Here is an 18,458-nt window from a genome sequence, read left to right as displayed (position 1 = left end):
TACTAAATTAGTCGTTTACTAACTAACGAGATTATCAATGAGCAAAGATATCCACGATTCCCGCATTTTGATCTTAGACTTTGGTTCGCAATACACGCAGTTGATCGCACGTCGTATCCGTGAGATTGGTGTGTACTGTGAGCTGTGGGCTTGGGACGTTACCGAAGAGCAGATCCGTGAGTTCAACCCGCAGGGCATTATTCTATCTGGTGGCCCAGAGTCTACGACGTTAGATAACAGCCCAAGAGCACCTGAATATGTGTTCAATGCAGGTGTGCCAGTATTAGGAGTTTGCTACGGAATGCAAACTATGGCAATGCAGTTAGGTGGATTGGTACATAGCTCTGATAAAAAAGAGTTTGGCTATGCGCGCGTTGAAAAGGTAGGTAACTGTAAGCTGTTTGATCAAATTCAAGATCATATCGAAGATGGTGCTGACTTCTTAGATGTGTGGATGAGCCACGGCGACAAAGTTGTAGAGATCCCTGATACGTTTGTAACTACGGCAAAAACTGATACATGTCCTCATGCAGCAATGTCATGGGAAGAAAAGCGTTTTTACGGTGTACAGTTCCATCCTGAAGTAACACACACACAACAAGGTCTGCGCCTGCTTGAGCGTTTTGTGATTGATATTTGTGGCTGTGAAAAGTTATGGACGCCAGCACAAATTATCGAAGATGCAGTTGCACGTATTAAAGAGCAAGTAGGGGATGACGAAGTTATTCTAGGTTTATCAGGTGGAGTAGACTCATCTGTGGTAGCCATGCTTATTAACCGTGCTATTGGTGATAAGCTGACTTGTGTATTCGTAGACAACGGTTTACTGCGTTTAAACGAAGGCGAGCAAGTGATGGAGATGTTTGGCGATAAATTCGGCCTGAACATTATTAAAGTAGATGCTGAAGAGCGATTCTTAAAAGCGCTTGAAGGTATCGACGAGCCAGAAGCTAAACGTAAATCAATTGGCCACACATTCATTGAAGTATTCGATGAGCAAGCAGGTAAGCTGCAAAATGCTAAATGGCTAGCGCAAGGTACTATTTATCCAGACGTCATTGAGTCTGCTGCATCTGCTACAGGTAAAGCACATGTGATCAAGTCTCACCACAACGTAGGTGGCTTGCCAGATGACATGGAAATGGGCTTGGTTGAGCCACTACGCGAGTTGTTCAAAGACGAAGTGCGTAAGATAGGTTTAGAGCTAGGCTTGCCTTATGACATGCTATACCGTCACCCATTCCCAGGTCCTGGTTTAGGTGTTCGTGTTCTGGGTGAAATTAAAAAAGAATACTGCGACTTACTGCGCCGCGCTGATGCTATCTTCATTGAAGAGCTGCACAAAGCTGACTTATACCATAAGGTATCGCAAGCATTTACCGTGTTCTTACCAGTACGTTCTGTTGGTGTAATGGGTGATGCGCGTAAGTACGATTGGGTGGTATCACTGCGTTGTGTTGAAACAATCGACTTTATGACGGCACGTTGGTCACACTTACCTTACGAATTCCTAGGTCAAGTATCAAATCGTATTATCAATGAAATCGATGGTATTTCTCGCGTTGTATATGATATCTCAGGTAAACCACCTGCGACGATTGAATGGGAATAACAGCGCATAGCTGATAAAAGTCTTCAAACAAAGGGCGAATAGTTAAATATTCGCCCTTTTGCTTATTAAAAAAGCAGTTGAACGCTATTTTCATAATTTTTCTTTACCTTTTCAAAAACCTCTTTATAATGCGTCGACATTGCAGGGGCGTAGTTCCAATTGGTAGAACAGCGGTCTCCAAAACCGATGGTTGCGGGTTCGAGTCCTGCCGCCCCTGCCACTTCCTAAATTTTTGCTTTATGCTCTTTAAAGCAGTATATTCCACACTTATTAAATAGCAGTACCACAGGTTATTATGCACCCTATGTACGCCGATATTCTAGATATTACGCCATTGTCATTAAATGCGCATTTTAGGACGCAAGATGCTGCACGTCAGTGTGTAGATGCAAATCCGTGTAATGGAACTGTTGAGCAGCCTTTTGAGGAATCTCCTGAAGAATCTCTTGAGGAATCTCTTGATGTCAATTCAATTTTATTTTCGGACATTAATAGGGCTTCTAAGCAACCGCTGTCAGGTATATATGTGGCAAATAACATGCAGCGTCATGAAGGACGTTTGTATATTCCAGCAAAAACATTAAGTAGTGCGCAAAAGCGCCAATTATGGTTGTTAATTAGTGAATAAGCTTGTTCAACGTGACGTTCTATCTAGCCTACCATTAGCACAGTTAATGGCGATAGAAAAAGCATGTCATGACTTTCCTTGGTCTGAAAATACCATGAAATCTTGCTTGTCTGGACGGTACTTCAACGGTGCTGTTTATCAGCAAGACACATTGGCAGGATTTTATGTTGGTGAGGTCGCAGGTCCTGATCATACTCTAATGGATATTTGTGTTGCGCCGGCCTATCAAGGTCAAGGCCTAGCCAAAGCACTGTTAAGCGACTTTATGATGGCGAGCGAACAAGCTGGCGCTGAAAATTTATTTCTAGAAGTTAGAAAGTCAAACATAACGGCGATTGGCCTTTACCTGTGGGCTGGTTTTTGTGAAGTGGGAATACGTAAAGACTATTATCCTTGTGTCAATGGCAAAGAAGATGCGGTATTAATGGCTAAAACACTCAACTTTGGCTCTGAGAATAGCTTTCAGTATTAGATGGCTGCTTTTTTAGGGTGTATTTTATCGCTTCACTTAAAGATAGCATTGCATAATGCCAATGGCTTTCATCGTTTGTTCTAAGGCTCTCTTCTAGAGTTTGTGCCGCGCTATGAATATTCATAAACCCAAAACACCCAGCACTGCCTTTAAGGCTGTGTGCAAGCGCTCGTAAGGCATCCCAATCTTGAGCTTGATAGTGTTGCTCTAATTGCGCTAAATAGTTGGGTAACTTTCGCTTATAGTTTTGTGTGATCTGAGCGAATTTCTCACTTTTTAATAAAGAATCCCATTTTGAATCACTAGCGGCTTGTATTTGTAGGTGTTTTAGCAGCACTTTACCCAGCTGTAGCCTATCTATAGGCTTTGCAAGGGTCGCATCGCATCCGGCTTTTAAATAAGCATCTATATCATGTTTCATAACATTTGCTGTAAGGGCAATAATTGGTCCATCATAGGCTGCATGCCTCAGCATTTGTACGGCTTCTATTCCCCCCATAACAGGCATTTGCATATCCATAAGAATGATTTGATAGTCATTTACCAGCGCTTTTTCTACGGCCTGTGCTCCATTGTTTACCAAATCAGGTGTGATCCCCCAGGCATTGAGCATGAGACAGATGAGCTCTTGATTATCGGGGTTATCCTCAGCAAGTAACAAGCGCGCATCAAATTGCGTATCAGCAAATTCTTGTGAAATATTATCCTTTGAGGTGGGGGCGTCAAGCGCCTCAAGCATGTCTGGTACTTTGCCATGATAATTGGCATTGATAGTAACGATAAACTGGCTACCAACACCTTGTTGGCTTTTGACATTTACGTTACCGCCGAGTAATTGAGCAAGATTTTTAGCAATACATAACCCTAATCCAGTGCCTCCAAAGCGACGAGTAATGGTGCTATCAGCCTGTTCGAAAGGCTTAAATATTCGCTCTATTTCCCCTTGAGACATACCAATACCAGTATCTGTAATGACAAATTCAAAAAGCTCCGTGGATTGATCATAGCTGATATCCATACCCACGCTGCCATACTCGGTAAACTTAACTGCGTTACTGCAAATATCAATTAATATTTGTTTTAACCGTGTCGAGTCACTGTTCAATGTACGAGGAATAGGTAGTTGGTAATTAATCGATAGGGTAAGTTCCTTTTGTTCACATAAAGGCTCTATGATATCCACGACATCGTCAACAATCCCTTGCAAGTCAACTTCAGATTGATCGACCGCGAGTTTTTCGGCTTCTATCTTTGATAAATCTAAAATGTTATTGATTAATTCAAGCAAGTGTTTTGAGTTTCTGAGCATTGTTTCTAGATGGCGTTGGGAATATTGGGTATCTGGGTTATGCAGCAACTGTTCAGTAAAGCCAATTATGGCGGTTAAAGGAGTGCGGATCTCGTGACTCATGTTGGCTAAAAAGTGGCTTTTTAACTCATTTGCTTGCTCAGCTTGGGTGTAAGCTGTTTCCAGCTGTTGGTTCATGCGTTCAAGTGCTAAGGTACGATTATCTACCTTCTCTTCTAGGTGTAGCTTGTAATCTTCTAACTCTCCTTGGAAGTCCCTGATTTGCTTTATCATATAGTTAAAGTCTTGAAACAATTTACCGACTTCATCAGTATTTTGATTTGGCAAAAAAACACTCAGATCTCCATCACCAACACGATGGCTCGCTTCTCCTAGTAACTCTATAGGGTTGATTAAAAGCTTTTTCACGACAATAAATACCAAAATGGGCAGCGCTATAATAGATAAAATAACGATCAATGCCGTGAGGCTTTTAATCGCTTGTCCTGACTCATAGAGCAGGTGATTGGGAATAGTAGATAGGTAATAATAATCATCGCTTAGCTGCACCGCATAACCAACCATGTTTGGCTTGTCGATGCTATTTAGATTGATCCTGTCTAATTCTTCATGTTCAGATAGATACTTTATTTGCTCAACTTCATTATGGTCGAGTTTTACTGTTTTTAAAGGTGTTGAAGAGCTAAATAATATCTCGCCATTACCCGTTATGAGGGTGTTAAATGCGCTTTTATAGGGCGACTCAAAGATAGAATAATGAATAATTGACGGGTCAACCTTAATTACGACATAGCTGGCAGCACTAACAGAACTACTATTAAGTATTTGTTGTACAAAAAATAAATGCGTGGTTCCCTCGTCAGTAGGCACCATAAAATACTGTTGGCTCAAATTACTCGCTAGAACTTGAGCGAAAAAAGGGTAGCTATTAGGTGGGTTACTTAGGTTGCGCGCATTATAGGCTAAACTCTCGCTTTGTTGATTAACCAAATTAATGCTTAAAATATCTGGATAGGCTTCGCTATAGCTCGCAAACACGTCCTGTAAAGCCATTTGGCGTTTGCTTTTTTCAAATTGGCTTTCGCCATTGTAAGTCAGATAATCGCTCAATACCGGTGAGGTAGAAAGTAATTTTGTTGTAGATTGATATATTTTTATGTAGCTGAGGATCTTCTGCTGTTGCTGTTCCACAAAGCTGCTTACAGTTAACTGGGCTTGTTGTTGCGTTGAGTTTGTGACTGTTGTTAGGGTAAAGCCGCCCAGAAAAAGCGAAGGCAAAACCACGAGAGGTGTAATGTAACGAAGTAGCTTTATGCTTAACTTACTTATTTTCATAATATTAAAGTCATTTCCCTATTACACGGTCAAGTTAAATTACAAGCCCAAATTACCTACGTAAGCTTATGTCCATATATGCGATTACTCAAGTTTGAATAGGTTTTGTGGTGGTAAAATATTGTTGTGATTTTATTAATAGACTAAGTTGTAAAATAGTCCATGCTTCCACCATACCAGTGACGGTATTTATTTAGCTTTTAGTATAGGTTGTTATGAAACAGCAAAGCTCAATAGGCCCTACTGAACCCTATGACATTTTAGCAATCAGTTCTGCTGATTTAGAGGCAATGACAAAGACCTAACCTTGCTGCATAAGAACAATTTAAATTACTCAATCATGTGCCTTTTTTGCCCAGAGTAAAACAGGTATAATCGGAAAAATTTTAATTTAGTTCGCGCAATTGAAGACGCGACTTACAGGGCAAAAGCTGCTTACATGTCTAATATCGTCAACGAAATTCAAAAGCGACGTACGTTCGCTATTATCTCGCACCCTGATGCGGGTAAAACAACCATTACCGAAAAAGTATTGTTATTCGGAAAGGCACTACAAAAAGCGGGTACTGTAAAAGGTCGTGGCTCAAACCAGCACGCAAAATCAGATTGGATGGAAATGGAAAAAGAACGTGGGATCTCGGTCACCACCTCTGTAATGCAGTTTCCTTATAATGACGCACTGGTTAACTTGTTAGATACTCCCGGACACGAAGACTTCTCGGAAGATACATACCGTACGTTAACAGCCGTTGACTCATGTTTGATGGTAATTGATGCGGCAAAAGGTGTAGAAGACCGTACCCGTAAACTGATGGAAGTAACCCGTTTACGTGATACGCCGATCGTGACGTTTATGAACAAACTAGACCGCGATATTCGAGATCCTATGGAGTTGCTAGATGAAGTAGAAACTGAGCTGAATATTGCTTGTGCACCAGTATCATGGCCAATTGGGTGTGGTAAAGAGTTTAAAGGCGTGTATCACATCCATCGTGACGAAACGGTGTTATATCAAACGGGTCAAGGTCACACGATTCAAGAAAAGCGTGTGATAAAAGGCTTAGAGAATCCAGAGCTTGACGATGCGGTGGGCGCAGAGCTTGCTGAACAGCTGCGTGAAGAGCTAGAGCTGGTGATTGGTGCATCGCACGAATTCGATCAAGAACTCTTTTTAAAAGGTGAGCTAACGCCCGTATTTTTTGGTACGGCCCTTGGTAACTTTGGTGTTGACCACATGTTAGATGGTTTAACGCAATGGGCTCCAGCGCCTATGCCACGTCAGACAGAAGAGCGTGAAGTAAAAGCTGAAGAAGACAACTTCTCGGGTTTTGTATTTAAAATTCAAGCCAACATGGACCCTAAACACCGTGACCGCATTGCGTTTATGCGTATTGTGTCTGGCAAATACAGCCAAGGTATGAAAATGAACCATGTGCGTATTGGTAAGCAAGTGAGTATTTCTGATGCGGTTACCTTTATGGCCGGTGACCGAGAGCGCGCACAAGATGCTTTTGCAGGCGATATAATTGGTTTACATAACCATGGCACGATTCAAATTGGTGATACTTTTACGCAAGGTGAAAAGCTTAAGTTCAGTGGTATTCCTAACTTTGCACCAGAGCTATTTCGTCGTATTCGCTTAAAAGATCCATTGAAGCAAAAGCAGTTGTTAAAAGGCTTAGTGCAATTATCTGAAGAGGGAGCTGTACAAGTATTTAGACCTCTGATCAACAACGATTTAATTGTAGGCGCTGTGGGTGTACTCCAGTTTGATGTGGTTGTCGCCCGTTTAAAAGCTGAGTACAACGTTGATGCGATATATGAGAGTGTTAATGTACAAACCGCACGTTGGGTAAGCTGTTCTGATGAAAAGAAAATGGCTGAATTCAGACGCAAATGTGAAGCCAACCTGGCATTAGATGGCGGCGATAATCTTACATATATAGCGCCAAGTCGTGTCAATCTTAATTTGTCGATGGAGCGTTACCCAGATGTTGAGTTCCACCATACTCGTGAACACTAAGCCGCAGACAAAGGATAAAGCATGAACATTAGAAAGATTCTAATTGAAAAAGCCAACGCGGCAATGCTAGCTGCGGGTATTCCTGAAGGTAGTAACCCTGCGGTGACACAAAGTACCCGCCCACAATTTGGTGATTACCAAATAAATGGCGCAATGGGGGCGGCTAAAGCACTCAAAACCAACCCAAGAGAGCTGGCGCAAAAAATCATTGATAACCTCGATGTGAGTGATATTGCAACGCAGACCGAAATTGCAGGCCCAGGTTTTATCAATATTCATTTAAAGCCAGAGTTTTTATCAGCGAGTTTGGAAGCTGCGAACAAAGACACGAAGCTTGGTGTTTCTGAGCACCAACCGGCTAAGAAAGTAGTGGTTGATTATTCTTCGCCAAACCTTGCCAAAGAAATGCATGTAGGCCACTTGCGTTCGACCATCATTGGTGATGCTGTGGTGCGTGCGTTAGAATTTCGTGGTGATACCGTTGTGCGTCAAAATCACATGGGTGATTGGGGTACTCAGTTTGGTATGCTTATTGCGCATCTTGAAGATTTACTAAACCAAGGTGTAGACCTCGAAAACGTTGCATTAGCAGATCTTGAAAGCTTTTACCGAGATGCTAAAAAACGCTTTGATGACGAAGAAGGTTTTGCAGACAAAGCCCGTAATTATGTTGTGAAGTTACAAAGTGGTGATGCGCACTGCAAAAAGCTGTGGCAAATGTTTATCGATACCTCAGTGAAGCACTCAGAAGAAGTATATCAGAAGCTGAATGTAACACTTAGCCGTGACGATATCATGGCTGAGAGTGCATATAACGACCGCCTTGCTGGCGTGATTGAGTTACTCAAGTCAAAAGGTATTGCGGTTGAAGACCAAGGCGCACAAGTTGTGTTCTTGGATGAATTAGCCAACAAAGATGGCGAACCTTCAGTCTTTATCGTACAAAAATCGGGTGGCGGTTTCTTGTATTCAACCACAGACTTAGCTGCATGTGACTATCGCTCCAATGAGCTAGATGTAGATCGTATCTTGATTTTTGTCGATGCACGTCAAGGGTTGCACTTTAACCAGGTTGAGATCACCGCACGTAAAGCTGGTTTCCTCAAAGACAAAACGACATATGAGCCAAGCTTGTTTGGTACCATGATGGGCGATGATGGTAAGCCATTCAAAACCCGCACAGGTGGTACAGTTAAACTAGCGGACTTACTTGAAGAAGCTGTAAGTCGCGCGGCAGATAAAATAGCCGATCGAACAGCCGATTTGAGTGAACAAGAGCGTAGCGAAATTGCCCGTAAAGTAGGTATTGGTGCGGTTAAATATGCGGACCTCTCTAAGCACCGCACCAGCGACTATATCTTCAACTGGGATTCTATGCTGAGCTTTGAAGGTGCAACGGCGCCTTACTTACAATATGCGTATACGCGTGTCAGTGGTATTTTCCGTAAAGCGGGTGTAGAGGGTACGAGTCTTGCTGGCAGCATTAATATCGTTGAGGCACAAGAGAAAGCGTTGGCGCTTAAACTGCTTCAATTAGAAGAAGTGCTTGATTTGATGATCAGTGAAGCGACCCCACACGTACTATGCGGATACTTATATGAATTGGCGAGCTTATACATGACATTCTATGAAGCATGTCCAATTCTAAAAGATGATGTGGCAACTGATGTACGAGAAAGCCGTTTGGTACTGTGTAACCTAGTTGCAAACACTTTACAAACCGGCCTTGACTTACTTGGTATCGAAGTAATGGAGCAAATGTAATTTAGCATTTGTTTGATTATTTGTAATACCAAAATGTGTTAACTTAAGAGCCGTATCGAACCTTGTTTATGCGGCTTTTTTGTAAGGAAAAACCATGAAGCTTGAAGATATTCGCCGAGAATACACAAAAGGCGGTTTACGTCGCGAAATGTTGGCCGATTGCCCCATTACGCAATTTGAAAACTGGTTACAACAAGCGGTTGACGCAAAGTTTGCAGATCCGACGGCGATGGTTGTAGCCACCGTCGATGAACAAGGTCAGCCATCACAACGTATCGTTTTGTTAAAGCATTTAGACGAACATGGATTTGTATTTTTTACCAATACAGGTTCGCGTAAAGCGCAAGAGATAAAAAGTAACAACAAGGTGTGTTTACACTTTCCTTGGCATGAAATCGAACGTCAGGTGATAGTATACGGTGAAGCAAAAACCCTATCGACGGCTGCGGTTGCTAAGTACTTTTTATCTCGACCGCAAGAGAGTCAACTGGCAGCATGGGCATCGCAGCAATCACGTCCAGTTTCTTCGCGCAAGGCATTGATGGAAACCTTTCATGCAATGAAAGCCAAATTTGCCAAAGGCCAAATTCCATTGCCTGATTTTTGGGGCGGCTACTGCGTAGAGCCTACAAAAATTGAATTTTGGCAAGGGGGGGAGAACCGCTTACATGACCGCTTCATGTATGTAAAACAAGATGATGGTTCTTGGCTGATAGATAGGTTAAACCCCTAAATCCTCATGCTTACATCTTAGTGAAGGTTGGGCAATTGCTCGACCTACTTGCGTTTACATGTTTATACTCATGGATAAGCCTATATTACAGCTGTTGCCATGCACTTTATTGATAGCCATTGCCACTTAGATTTCAGCGAGCTCAAGAACGACCTAAATGCTCATATAGCAAGGGCTCATAAACGAGGGGTTCAGTATTTTATTGTTCCTGGTGTTACTTATCCACAAAGTGCTGCTTTGCTGCAATTTGCCAAGGACTTTGCACAATGTCGCATCGCTTTGGGGTTACATCCATACTTTATTGAACAGCATAATGATGACGCATTCTCTTTGTTGCAAACACTCGCACGGACTCACCGTAATGATATTGTGGCCATTGGTGAGTGTGGTATCGATGCTACTTGCGCAAATATAGGATATCAGAGCGAATTATTTGTTGAACACATCAAACTCTGCAATGCTTTATCGCTTCCTTTGATAGTGCATCACAGACAAAGCCACCATTTAATTGCACAAGCACTTAAAGCTTGCCCTGCACAGTATGGCGGCGTGATACATGCTTTTTCAGGTTCTCTACAGCAAGCGCAATACTATATAAACCGAGGTTTCAAATTAGGTGTGGGAGGCACTATTAGCTATACACGTGCGAATAAAACCCGGCAAGTATTAAGCCAAGTGCCATTAGAGAGCCTGTTGCTAGAAACCGATGCCCCTTCAATGCCGTTATCAGGGTACCAAGGACAGGCGAATGAGCCTCACAGGCTCGTTGAGGTATTTGAGCATTTGTGTGCACTGAGAAGCGAGCGTCCAGAGCAAATAGCGCAACAGCTTTATTCGTCGTCTTGCACACTTTTTCGGATTTGACGTTTTACTTCCCAGCCTTTTAGAGCTCTGCCAATTTGCCACGTAAAAATACAAGTAATGAGTAACATGACGAGTACCATTCTTCCTAGTTCATGAAAATGGTAGTGACTTTGGCTCATCGCTGAATTTGTTAGGTAAACCATGCTTGCAAAACCTAAAGGCTGTCCTTGAAAAATAATGGGCTCAACAATAGGCGTTTTTAGTTTACTGATCCCCGCCACATCTGCTGGTAAGCCATAAACATTATCGCTATCTAACGCTTTACTAGTAGGAAGAATAAGCTCACCATCTTGGCTATATAGGGTGATGCTTAGTACATTGTCATCACGCTCAAGGTGTTCACTAAGAGTTGTTAATTGAGTGAAATTGTCTTCGCTCAGAGGCTTGGCAGCGTTCAAAGCAAACTGCTTAATTAAGCTTCTAGCATTCAAGTCAGCTTGTTTATGTAGTAGTTGGTGAGATTGAAAGCTGGTATTTACGCCCAACCAAGCGATTGCAATAAAGCATGCCGCAGCGATCAATAGACGGATCAAGCGCCTTCCTCGAGAAGATTTTAATAAATCAATAGCATGTGTATTTTTCATATTACCTGCGTTGGATGCTGACAGTATCCATGATAGATGTTAAAAAGGACGAGTCTGTTATTTAGGAGTCTATGTATGCCAACCTCTAGCCTTGTGCAATTACCTGATCATGATTTGTCTCATATCTTCACTTTAGCAAAATGGTATCAAATTGAAAATGGACAATATGAGTTAAGCGAGCGTGCGTCTGAAGCATATAGTGGGGTATACATCACTTTGTTTGGTGAGCAGCTTACCACTGCAAAGCTACAGAACTTTTTGGCTTTTTTGCACGACTCTAAATTGCCTGTCAGTGCCATATGCCAATATCACCCTCATCCCGCATTGCCCGAAGCTATGGTCATGTTTGTGAAAAGCCAATACAAATTGACTGTCACCGAGCAACTAAAAGCTCAATTGCGAGAAGCTGCGCACTCACTCTGTTTGCAAACGGCCGTTTTGCTTAACCCACCCACAACAACTAAGCGAGGCTTGTTGGTGATGGATATGGACTCAACGGCAATTAAGATTGAGTGCATTGATGAGATAGCACGTCTTGCTAATGTTTATGACGAAGTAGCCGAAGTCACCGCGCAAGCGATGGCGGGTCAACTTGAATTTAGTGAAAGCTTACATCAGCGGGTAAGCAAGTTAGAGGGAGTCAAACTTAGTTTAATTCAAGCGTTAAAAAATGATTTGCCACTGATGGAAGGGGTGCAGGCATTATGTGCCCACTTAAAGAAGCACAACTGGCAGCTTGCAATTGCCTCCGGCGGATTTACTTGGTTTGCTGAAGCTTTACAAGCGCCATTGCAGCTGGATGCGTTCTATGCCAATGAATTGGAGATCAAGGATAACAGCTTAACAGGCAAGGTATTAGGTGACATTGTTGATGCCCAGAAAAAAGCCGATATTTTAAACATGCTGGCAAATGAGCTTGAATTACCAAAAGCACAAACTGTTGCGATGGGGGATGGTGCCAATGATTTACTCATGATGGCACAGGCAGGATTAGGCATTGCAGTGCACGGTAAGCCTAAGGTTGTTGCACAAGCTGATGCGGCGATATGCGAAGGGTCATTGTTACAAGTGCTTTATTTACTTTCTATTCCAAAATAGCGAGACATCATAATTAGCCATTTGCATTTCCCCCTTTAGACAAATGGCTACTATCGCTTTTATTGCCACTTTTTGTGTTGCTAACCTAAATAGCCAATCACTTCTTTTGAGTTATATCGTGAATTATTTTCAGACGAATATGGGTAATAGACGTTATCTTTAACAGGCGTTGTATGAGTCATAGTTTGGGAAGTGATTTATTGTCATTTAGTCCGTCTTTGATGCTCAGTTTGTTTGAGTTCAACGCCATCTCTATTAACTCATTTTGTTGTAAGGGGTATAAAAGTTACGCATGTTTTTTATGGGTACTTGGGCGTGAAGAGGTTAGAGTTTACAACGCGAAAACTATCATCAATGGGCTTACTGTAGTGGCATGGCATAGGGCTGTTTGCTAGTGTCACCGAATTAAAGAGTTTATAGTCATCTGGTCAGACCTTTTTTATATTCCTTTGCAATTCGTTATTTTTGTATAAAGTTTAGTCTTTGAGCTTTCACTTTAAACGTATTTATACGCAGATTTTTGACAGCCTTCATTGATTTTGATAACGTATTGCGAAAGTTTGGTATGACCAATTTACCTTTTGGTTTTAATGGCACCGCTAGCCACTGTAAGCAGTGATTGGCTGTACACTTAAATTCGGCGTTAGATCAATGTCTTTAAAGATAAAAGCAGCGAAGTTATCCGATGTTATTTTAGAGCAGCTCGAGAATATGATCCTTGAGGGCTCTTTAATGCCGGGTGAAAAGTTACCTCCTGAACGAGAGCTCGCGAAGCAATTTGAAGTCTCAAGACCTTCATTGCGAGAAGCTATCCAAAAGCTCGAAGCGAAGGGATTAGTAACTCGTCGTCAAGGTGGTGGCACGTATGTAAAAAATCAGTTGGAAGAAGGTCTCACGGATCCATTATTTGATTTGATCAGTAAGCATCCAGAGTCTCAATTTGATTTACTAGAGTTTCGTCACGCTCTTGAGGGGATCGCGGCTTATTATGCTGCATTGCGTGGTACTGACACTGATTTTGAAAAGGTTCAAGATAGCTTTAATAACATTTCTCAAGCACAGGGCGATTTAGCTCAAACTGCAGCGGCAATTAATGCCTTTCATTTTGCGGTGGCGGAAGCTTCGCACAATGTGGTGTTACTGCACTTGGTAAGAGGTATGCAATCACTACTTGAGCAAAATGTCTTACAAAACTTAACGGTTTTGGTGCAAAAGTTAGAGGTGAGTGAGCAATTAGCTCAACACCGAAAAGTGCTTTTGGAAGCAGTGATTAACGGCAATCCAGAGCAAGCAAGATTAGCAAGTAATGCGCACTTAGCGTTTATTGAAGAGGCATTACTTGAAGCTGGCAAAGAGCGTTCACGAATTGAACGCAGCTTACGACGTACAAAGCAACAGTAAGCTTGTCGGTTACATTAAAACTGAATAATAAATTCGTATTTTAAACATAAGGAAAATTCCATATGTCTGAAGTCAATAAATTTGACGTAGACGCGTTAGAAACCCAAGAGTGGTTACAGGCGCTTGAGTCGGTAGTAAAAGAAGAAGGTGTTGAGCGCGCGCAATTTTTGTTAGAGCAAGTGCTTGAGCAAGCTCGCTTAGACGGCGTAGACATGCCAACGGGCACCACTACTAACTATGTGAATACTATTCCAGCAGATCAAGAACCAGCTTATCCTGGTGATGTAAATATTGAGCGTCGTATTCGTTCAATTATCCGTTGGAATGCCATCATGATCGTATTACGTGCGTCGAAGAAAGATTTAGAACTTGGCGGACATATGGCGTCTTATCAGTCGTCAGCAGCGTTCTATGAAATGTGTTTCAACCATTTCTTCCGTGCGCCTAATGACGTTGACGGTGGTGATTTGGTTTACTATCAAGGCCACATTTCTCCGGGGATCTATGCACGTGCCTTCATAGAAGGTCGCTTGAGTGAAGAGCAGCTAGATAACTTCCGCCAAGAAGTAGACGGCAAAGGTATCTCTTCATATCCACATCCAAAACTTATGCCTGAATTCTGGCAATTCCCAACGGTATCTATGGGCTTAGGTCCAATCGCGTCTATCTACCAAGCGCGTTTCTTAAAATACTTAGATGGCCGCGGCTTAAAAGACACTAAAAACCAGCGTGTATATGCATTCTTAGGTGATGGTGAAATGGATGAGCCAGAATCACGTGGTGCAATTTCATTTGCTGCGCGTGAAAAGCTAGATAACTTATGTTATTTGATCAACTGTAATTTACAGCGCCTAGACGGCCCAGTAATGGGTAACGGTAAGATTATCCAAGAGCTTGAAGGCCTATTTAGAGGTGCAGGTTGGAACGTGATCAAGGTGGTTTGGGGGTCAGGTTGGGATAAGCTGCTAGCAAAAGATACTACTGGTAAGCTACTACAGTTGATGAACGAAACCATCGACGGAGACTACCAAACTTATAAAGCAAAAGACGGTGCATATGTACGTGAGCACTTCTTTGGTCGTTACCCAGAAACGGCTGCATTAGTTGCTGATATGACTGATGAAGAGATCTTCGCACTTAAGCGTGGCGGTCATGAGCCATCGAAGTTATACGCGGCGTTTAAAGCAGCGCAAGAAACGAAAGACCGTCCAACGGTGATCCTAGCTAAAACCGTAAAAGGTTATGGCATGGGTGAAGCGGCTGAAGGTAAGAACATTGCGCACCAAGTTAAGAAAATGGACATGACACACGTAGCACACCTACGTTCACGTCTAGGTTTACAAGACTTGGTCGCAGACGAAGAGTTAGTTAACTTACCTTACTTGAAGCTTGAAGAAGGTTCAAAAGAGTACGAATACTTACACGCTCGCCGTAAAGCGCTACATGGTTATACACCGCAGCGTCTACCTAACTTCACTGAAGCGTTAACGTTACCTGAAGTCAGTGCGTTTGAGCCGTTATTGCAAGAGCAAAAGCGTGATATATCTACCACGATGGCGTTTGTTCGTGCACTAAACGTGTTACTAAAAGACAAAAACATTGGCCAAAATATTGTGCCAATTATTGCTGACGAAGCACGTACATTTGGTATGGAAGGTTTATTCCGTCAAATCGGTATCTATAACCCGCATGGTCAAAATTACACACCTCAAGACCGCGATATCGTCTCTTATTACAAAGAGGCAACGTCAGGACAGGTGTTACAAGAAGGTATCAACGAGCTAGGTGCAATGTCATCATGGGTTGCAGCTGCAACGTCATACAGCACCAATGACTTACCGATGATCCCGTTCTACATCTACTACTCTATGTTTGGTTTCCAACGTGTTGGCGACATGGCGTGGATGGCGGGTGACCAACAAGCGCGCGGTTTCTTATTAGGTGCTACGGCCGGTCGTACAACCCTAAACGGTGAAGGTCTTCAACACGAAGATGGTCATTCACACATTCAAGCAGGTACAGTTCCTAACTGTATTTCTTACGACCCTACGTTTGGCTATGAAGTGGCCGTTATCATGCAAGATGGTATCCGTCGTATGTACGGTCCAGGGCAAGAAAACGTGTTCTACTACCTGACGCTAATGAACGAAAACTATCATCAACCTGCTATGCCTGAAGGCGCTGAAGAAGGTATTCGTAAAGGTATCTATAAACTTGAGAGCAACGCAGGTGACAAAGCGCATGTTCAGTTATTGGGCTCAGGTACTATCTTAAATGAAGTCCGTAAAGCGGGTGTTATCCTAAGCGAAGAGTATGGCATTGGCTCAGACGTATTCTCAGTGACCTCATTCAACGAGTTAACACGTGATGGCCAAGATGCAGAGCGCTTCAACATGCTTAACCCAGCAAGCGAAGCAAAAGTGCCGTATATCACATCGGTGCTTAGTGAATCGCCAGCGATTGCAGCAACGGATTATATGAAAAATTACGCAGAGCAAGTACGTGCGTTTATGCCAAGTGCATCGTACAAGGTACTTGGTACCGATGGCTATGGTCGTTCAGACAGCCGTGAGAATCTGCGTCGTCACTTTGAAGTAAATGCAGGGTATGTTGTTGTTGCTGCATTAACTGAGCTTGTGAAGCAAGGCAAAGTAGACAAGTCAGTTGTAGTTGAAGCTATCAAGAAATTTGATATTGATACTACTAAAACTAACCCACTTTACGCATAAAGGACCGAACGAATGACTATCGAAATTCACGTTCCAGATATTGGTGCAGATGAGGTTGAAGTAACTGAGATCCTTGTAAAAGTAGGGGACTCAGTGAGTGAAGAGCAATCGCTTATTACGGTTGAAGGCGATAAAGCATCAATGGAAGTACCTGCTACACAAGCAGGTACGGTTAAAGAAATTAAGATCAAAGAAGGTGATACCGTTTCAACTGGGTCACTGATTATGATTTTTGAAGCAAGCGCTGGCGAAGAGGCAGCGCCTGCTGCGGAAGCGACTAAGAGCGCACCTGCCCCAGCAACATCGAGTGCCACTGAATTAAAAGAAGTGCATGTACCAGATATCGGTGGTGATGAAGTTGAAGTGACCGAGATCATGGTTGCCGTTGGTGATACCGTTGAGGCTGACCAATCAATTTTGAACGTTGAAGGTGATAAGGCTGCAATGGAAGTGCCGGCACCATTTGCCGGTACGGTGAAAGAAATCAAAATTGAAGTTGGCGGTAAAGTGTCAACAGGTTCTTTGGTATTCGTCTTTGAAACTGGTTCAACAGATGCACCAGCTGCAACTGAAGCTGCGCCAGCTTCTTCAGCACCTGCTGCTGAATTAAAAGAAGTACATGTACCTGACATCGGTGGCGACGAAGTTGAAGTTACTGAAGTAATGGTATCGGTAGGTGACAGTGTTGCAGCGGAGCAATCAATCTTAAACGTGGAAGGCGACAAAGCTGCCATGGAAGTACCGGCACCATTTGCGGGTACCGTTAAAGAAATAAAAGTTGAAGTGGGTTCTAAAGTATCCACAGGCTCATTGGTATTTGTATTTGAAGTGGCGGGCAGTGCGCCGCAAAAATCAGCGGATAAACCAGCTGAATCAAAACCAGCAGCTAAGTCAAACGATGCACCTAAATCATCAGCACCAGCTGCATCAAGTGTAAAAGAAGAGTTTGAAGCAAACTCATCTTACGCTCATGCTTCACCTGTGGTTCGTCGTTTAGCGCGTGAGTTCGGTGTAAATCTAGCTCGTGTGAAAGGCACCGGTCGTAAAGGTCGTGTGATCAAAGAAGACGTACAAAACTACGTTAAAGAGCTTGTGAAGCAAGTAGAATCTGGCAAAGTGGCAGGCTCTAATGCAGGTGGTGGCGAGCTAGGTCTTATCCCTTGGCCGAAAGTTGACTTTAGTAAGTTTGGTGAAGTAGAAGAGAAAAAACTGTCTCGTATTCAGAAGCTTTCAGGTGCTAATTTACACCGTAACTGGGTTCAGATCCCACATGTTACACAGTTTGACGAAGCTGATATCACAGCGCTTGAAGCATTCCGAAAAGAGCAGAATGTTTTAGCTGAGAAGAAAAAAATGGGAGTAAAAATTACCCCGTTAGTATTCGTGATGAAAGCAGCGGCCAAAGCGCTTGAAGATTTCCCAACGTTTAATTCGTCATTGTCTGAAGACGGTGAAAGCCTAGTTCTGAAGAAGTACGTACACATCGGTATTGCGGTAGATACGCCAAACGGTTTGGTCGTGCCAGTAGTTCGTGATGTAAACAAAAAAGGCATTATTGAGTTGTCTCGCGAGTTGATGGAAATTTCAGCGAAAGCGCGTGACGGTAAGTTAACGTCATCTGATATGCAAGGTGGCTGCTTTACTATCTCAAGCCTAGGTGGCATTGGTGGCACAGCATTTACACCTATCGTGAATGCGCCAGAGGTGGCTATCTTAGGGGTGTCTAAGTCTGAGATGAAGCCAAAGTGGAATGGTAAAGAGTTTGAGCCGCGCTTGATGGTGCCGCTAAGCTGCTCTTACGACCATAGAGTGATCGATGGTGCGTTGGCAGCCAAGTTTACTGTAACGCTTGCAAGCTACCTGAGCGATATCCGTCAGTTAGTGATGTAATTTGTTGTCCCGCCTA

The 18,458-nt window shown here is 42.9% G+C and carries 13 protein-coding genes and 1 tRNA gene; 12 read left to right on the top strand and 2 right to left on the bottom strand.

Annotated features, from left to right (window positions below; genetic code table 11):
- Positions 1-37: 37 nt before the first annotated feature.
- From guaA to rimI, 4 genes are all read left to right on the top strand, one after another.
- Entirely contained in the window at positions 38-1,612 is a 1,575-nt protein-coding gene (gene guaA, locus HG263_RS13505; RefSeq protein ID WP_171626607.1) for a glutamine-hydrolyzing GMP synthase, read from the top strand.
- 143 nt (positions 1,613-1,755) lie between these two features.
- A tRNA-Trp gene (locus tag HG263_RS13500) sits at positions 1,756-1,832 on the top strand.
- 75 nt (positions 1,833-1,907) lie between these two features.
- Positions 1,908-2,240, top strand: a complete 333-nt coding sequence (locus HG263_RS13495; RefSeq protein ID WP_171626606.1) for a hypothetical protein — start codon at positions 1,908-1,910, stop codon at positions 2,238-2,240.
- Positions 2,241-2,286: 46 nt separating this feature from the next.
- The gene (rimI, locus tag HG263_RS13490) at positions 2,287-2,712 is read left to right on the top strand and encodes a ribosomal protein S18-alanine N-acetyltransferase (protein ID WP_171626722.1); all 426 of its coding nucleotides are present in this window, start codon (positions 2,287-2,289) and stop codon (positions 2,710-2,712) included.
- Here rimI and HG263_RS13485 read toward each other — a convergent pair.
- Entirely contained in the window at positions 2,678-5,356 is a 2,679-nt protein-coding gene (locus HG263_RS13485; RefSeq protein WP_171626605.1) for an ATP-binding protein, read from the bottom strand. The genes rimI and HG263_RS13485 overlap by 35 nt on opposite strands.
- Before the next feature lie 439 nt (positions 5,357-5,795).
- On the opposite strand from HG263_RS13485, the gene prfC reads away from it, so the two are divergent.
- The 4 genes from prfC (at position 5,796) to HG263_RS13465 (ending at position 10,740) form a co-directional block, all read left to right on the top strand.
- Positions 5,796-7,379 (top strand): peptide chain release factor 3, encoded by a 1,584-nt coding sequence (prfC, locus tag HG263_RS13480; RefSeq protein ID WP_171626604.1) that lies wholly within the window; start codon positions 5,796-5,798, stop codon positions 7,377-7,379.
- A gap of 21 nt (positions 7,380-7,400) precedes the next feature.
- Positions 7,401-9,143, top strand: coding sequence for an arginine--tRNA ligase (gene argS, locus HG263_RS13475; protein ID WP_171626603.1), 1,743 nt, complete (start codon positions 7,401-7,403; stop codon positions 9,141-9,143).
- 94 nt (positions 9,144-9,237) lie between these two features.
- Positions 9,238-9,876, top strand: coding sequence for a pyridoxamine 5'-phosphate oxidase (pdxH, locus tag HG263_RS13470; RefSeq protein WP_171626602.1), 639 nt, complete (start codon positions 9,238-9,240; stop codon positions 9,874-9,876).
- A gap of 99 nt (positions 9,877-9,975) precedes the next feature.
- Positions 9,976-10,740 (top strand): TatD family hydrolase, encoded by a 765-nt coding sequence (locus tag HG263_RS13465; protein ID WP_171626601.1) that lies wholly within the window; start codon positions 9,976-9,978, stop codon positions 10,738-10,740.
- On the opposite strand, the gene HG263_RS13460 is transcribed toward HG263_RS13465, so the two are convergent.
- Positions 10,707-11,324, bottom strand: coding sequence for an AhpA/YtjB family protein (locus HG263_RS13460; protein ID WP_171626600.1), 618 nt, complete (start codon positions 11,322-11,324; stop codon positions 10,707-10,709). The two genes, HG263_RS13465 and HG263_RS13460, sit on opposite strands and share 34 nt — an antisense overlap.
- Before the next feature lie 75 nt (positions 11,325-11,399).
- Here HG263_RS13460 and serB point away from each other — a divergent pair, with 75 nt between their 5' ends.
- The 4 genes from serB (at position 11,400) to aceF (ending at position 18,442) form a co-directional block, all read left to right on the top strand.
- A complete protein-coding gene (gene serB / locus HG263_RS13455) occupies positions 11,400-12,422 on the top strand; it encodes a phosphoserine phosphatase SerB (protein WP_171626599.1) in 1,023 nt (340 codons plus the stop codon).
- A 651-nt stretch (positions 12,423-13,073) separates the two neighbouring features.
- Positions 13,074-13,823, top strand: coding sequence for a pyruvate dehydrogenase complex transcriptional repressor PdhR (gene pdhR, locus HG263_RS13450; protein ID WP_171626598.1), 750 nt, complete (start codon positions 13,074-13,076; stop codon positions 13,821-13,823).
- A 62-nt stretch (positions 13,824-13,885) separates the two neighbouring features.
- Positions 13,886-16,552, top strand: a complete 2,667-nt coding sequence (gene aceE, locus HG263_RS13445; protein ID WP_171626597.1) for a pyruvate dehydrogenase (acetyl-transferring), homodimeric type — start codon at positions 13,886-13,888, stop codon at positions 16,550-16,552.
- Between the two features lie 12 nt (positions 16,553-16,564).
- Positions 16,565-18,442, top strand: a complete 1,878-nt coding sequence (aceF, locus tag HG263_RS13440; RefSeq protein ID WP_171626596.1) for a pyruvate dehydrogenase complex dihydrolipoyllysine-residue acetyltransferase — start codon at positions 16,565-16,567, stop codon at positions 18,440-18,442.
- Positions 18,443-18,458: the final 16 nt, after the last annotated feature.

The organism is Pseudoalteromonas caenipelagi (assembly GCF_013140855.1).
GTDB lineage: Bacteria > Pseudomonadota > Gammaproteobacteria > Enterobacterales > Alteromonadaceae > Pseudoalteromonas > Pseudoalteromonas caenipelagi.
This window is presented reverse-complemented; position numbering and strand designations above follow the sequence as displayed.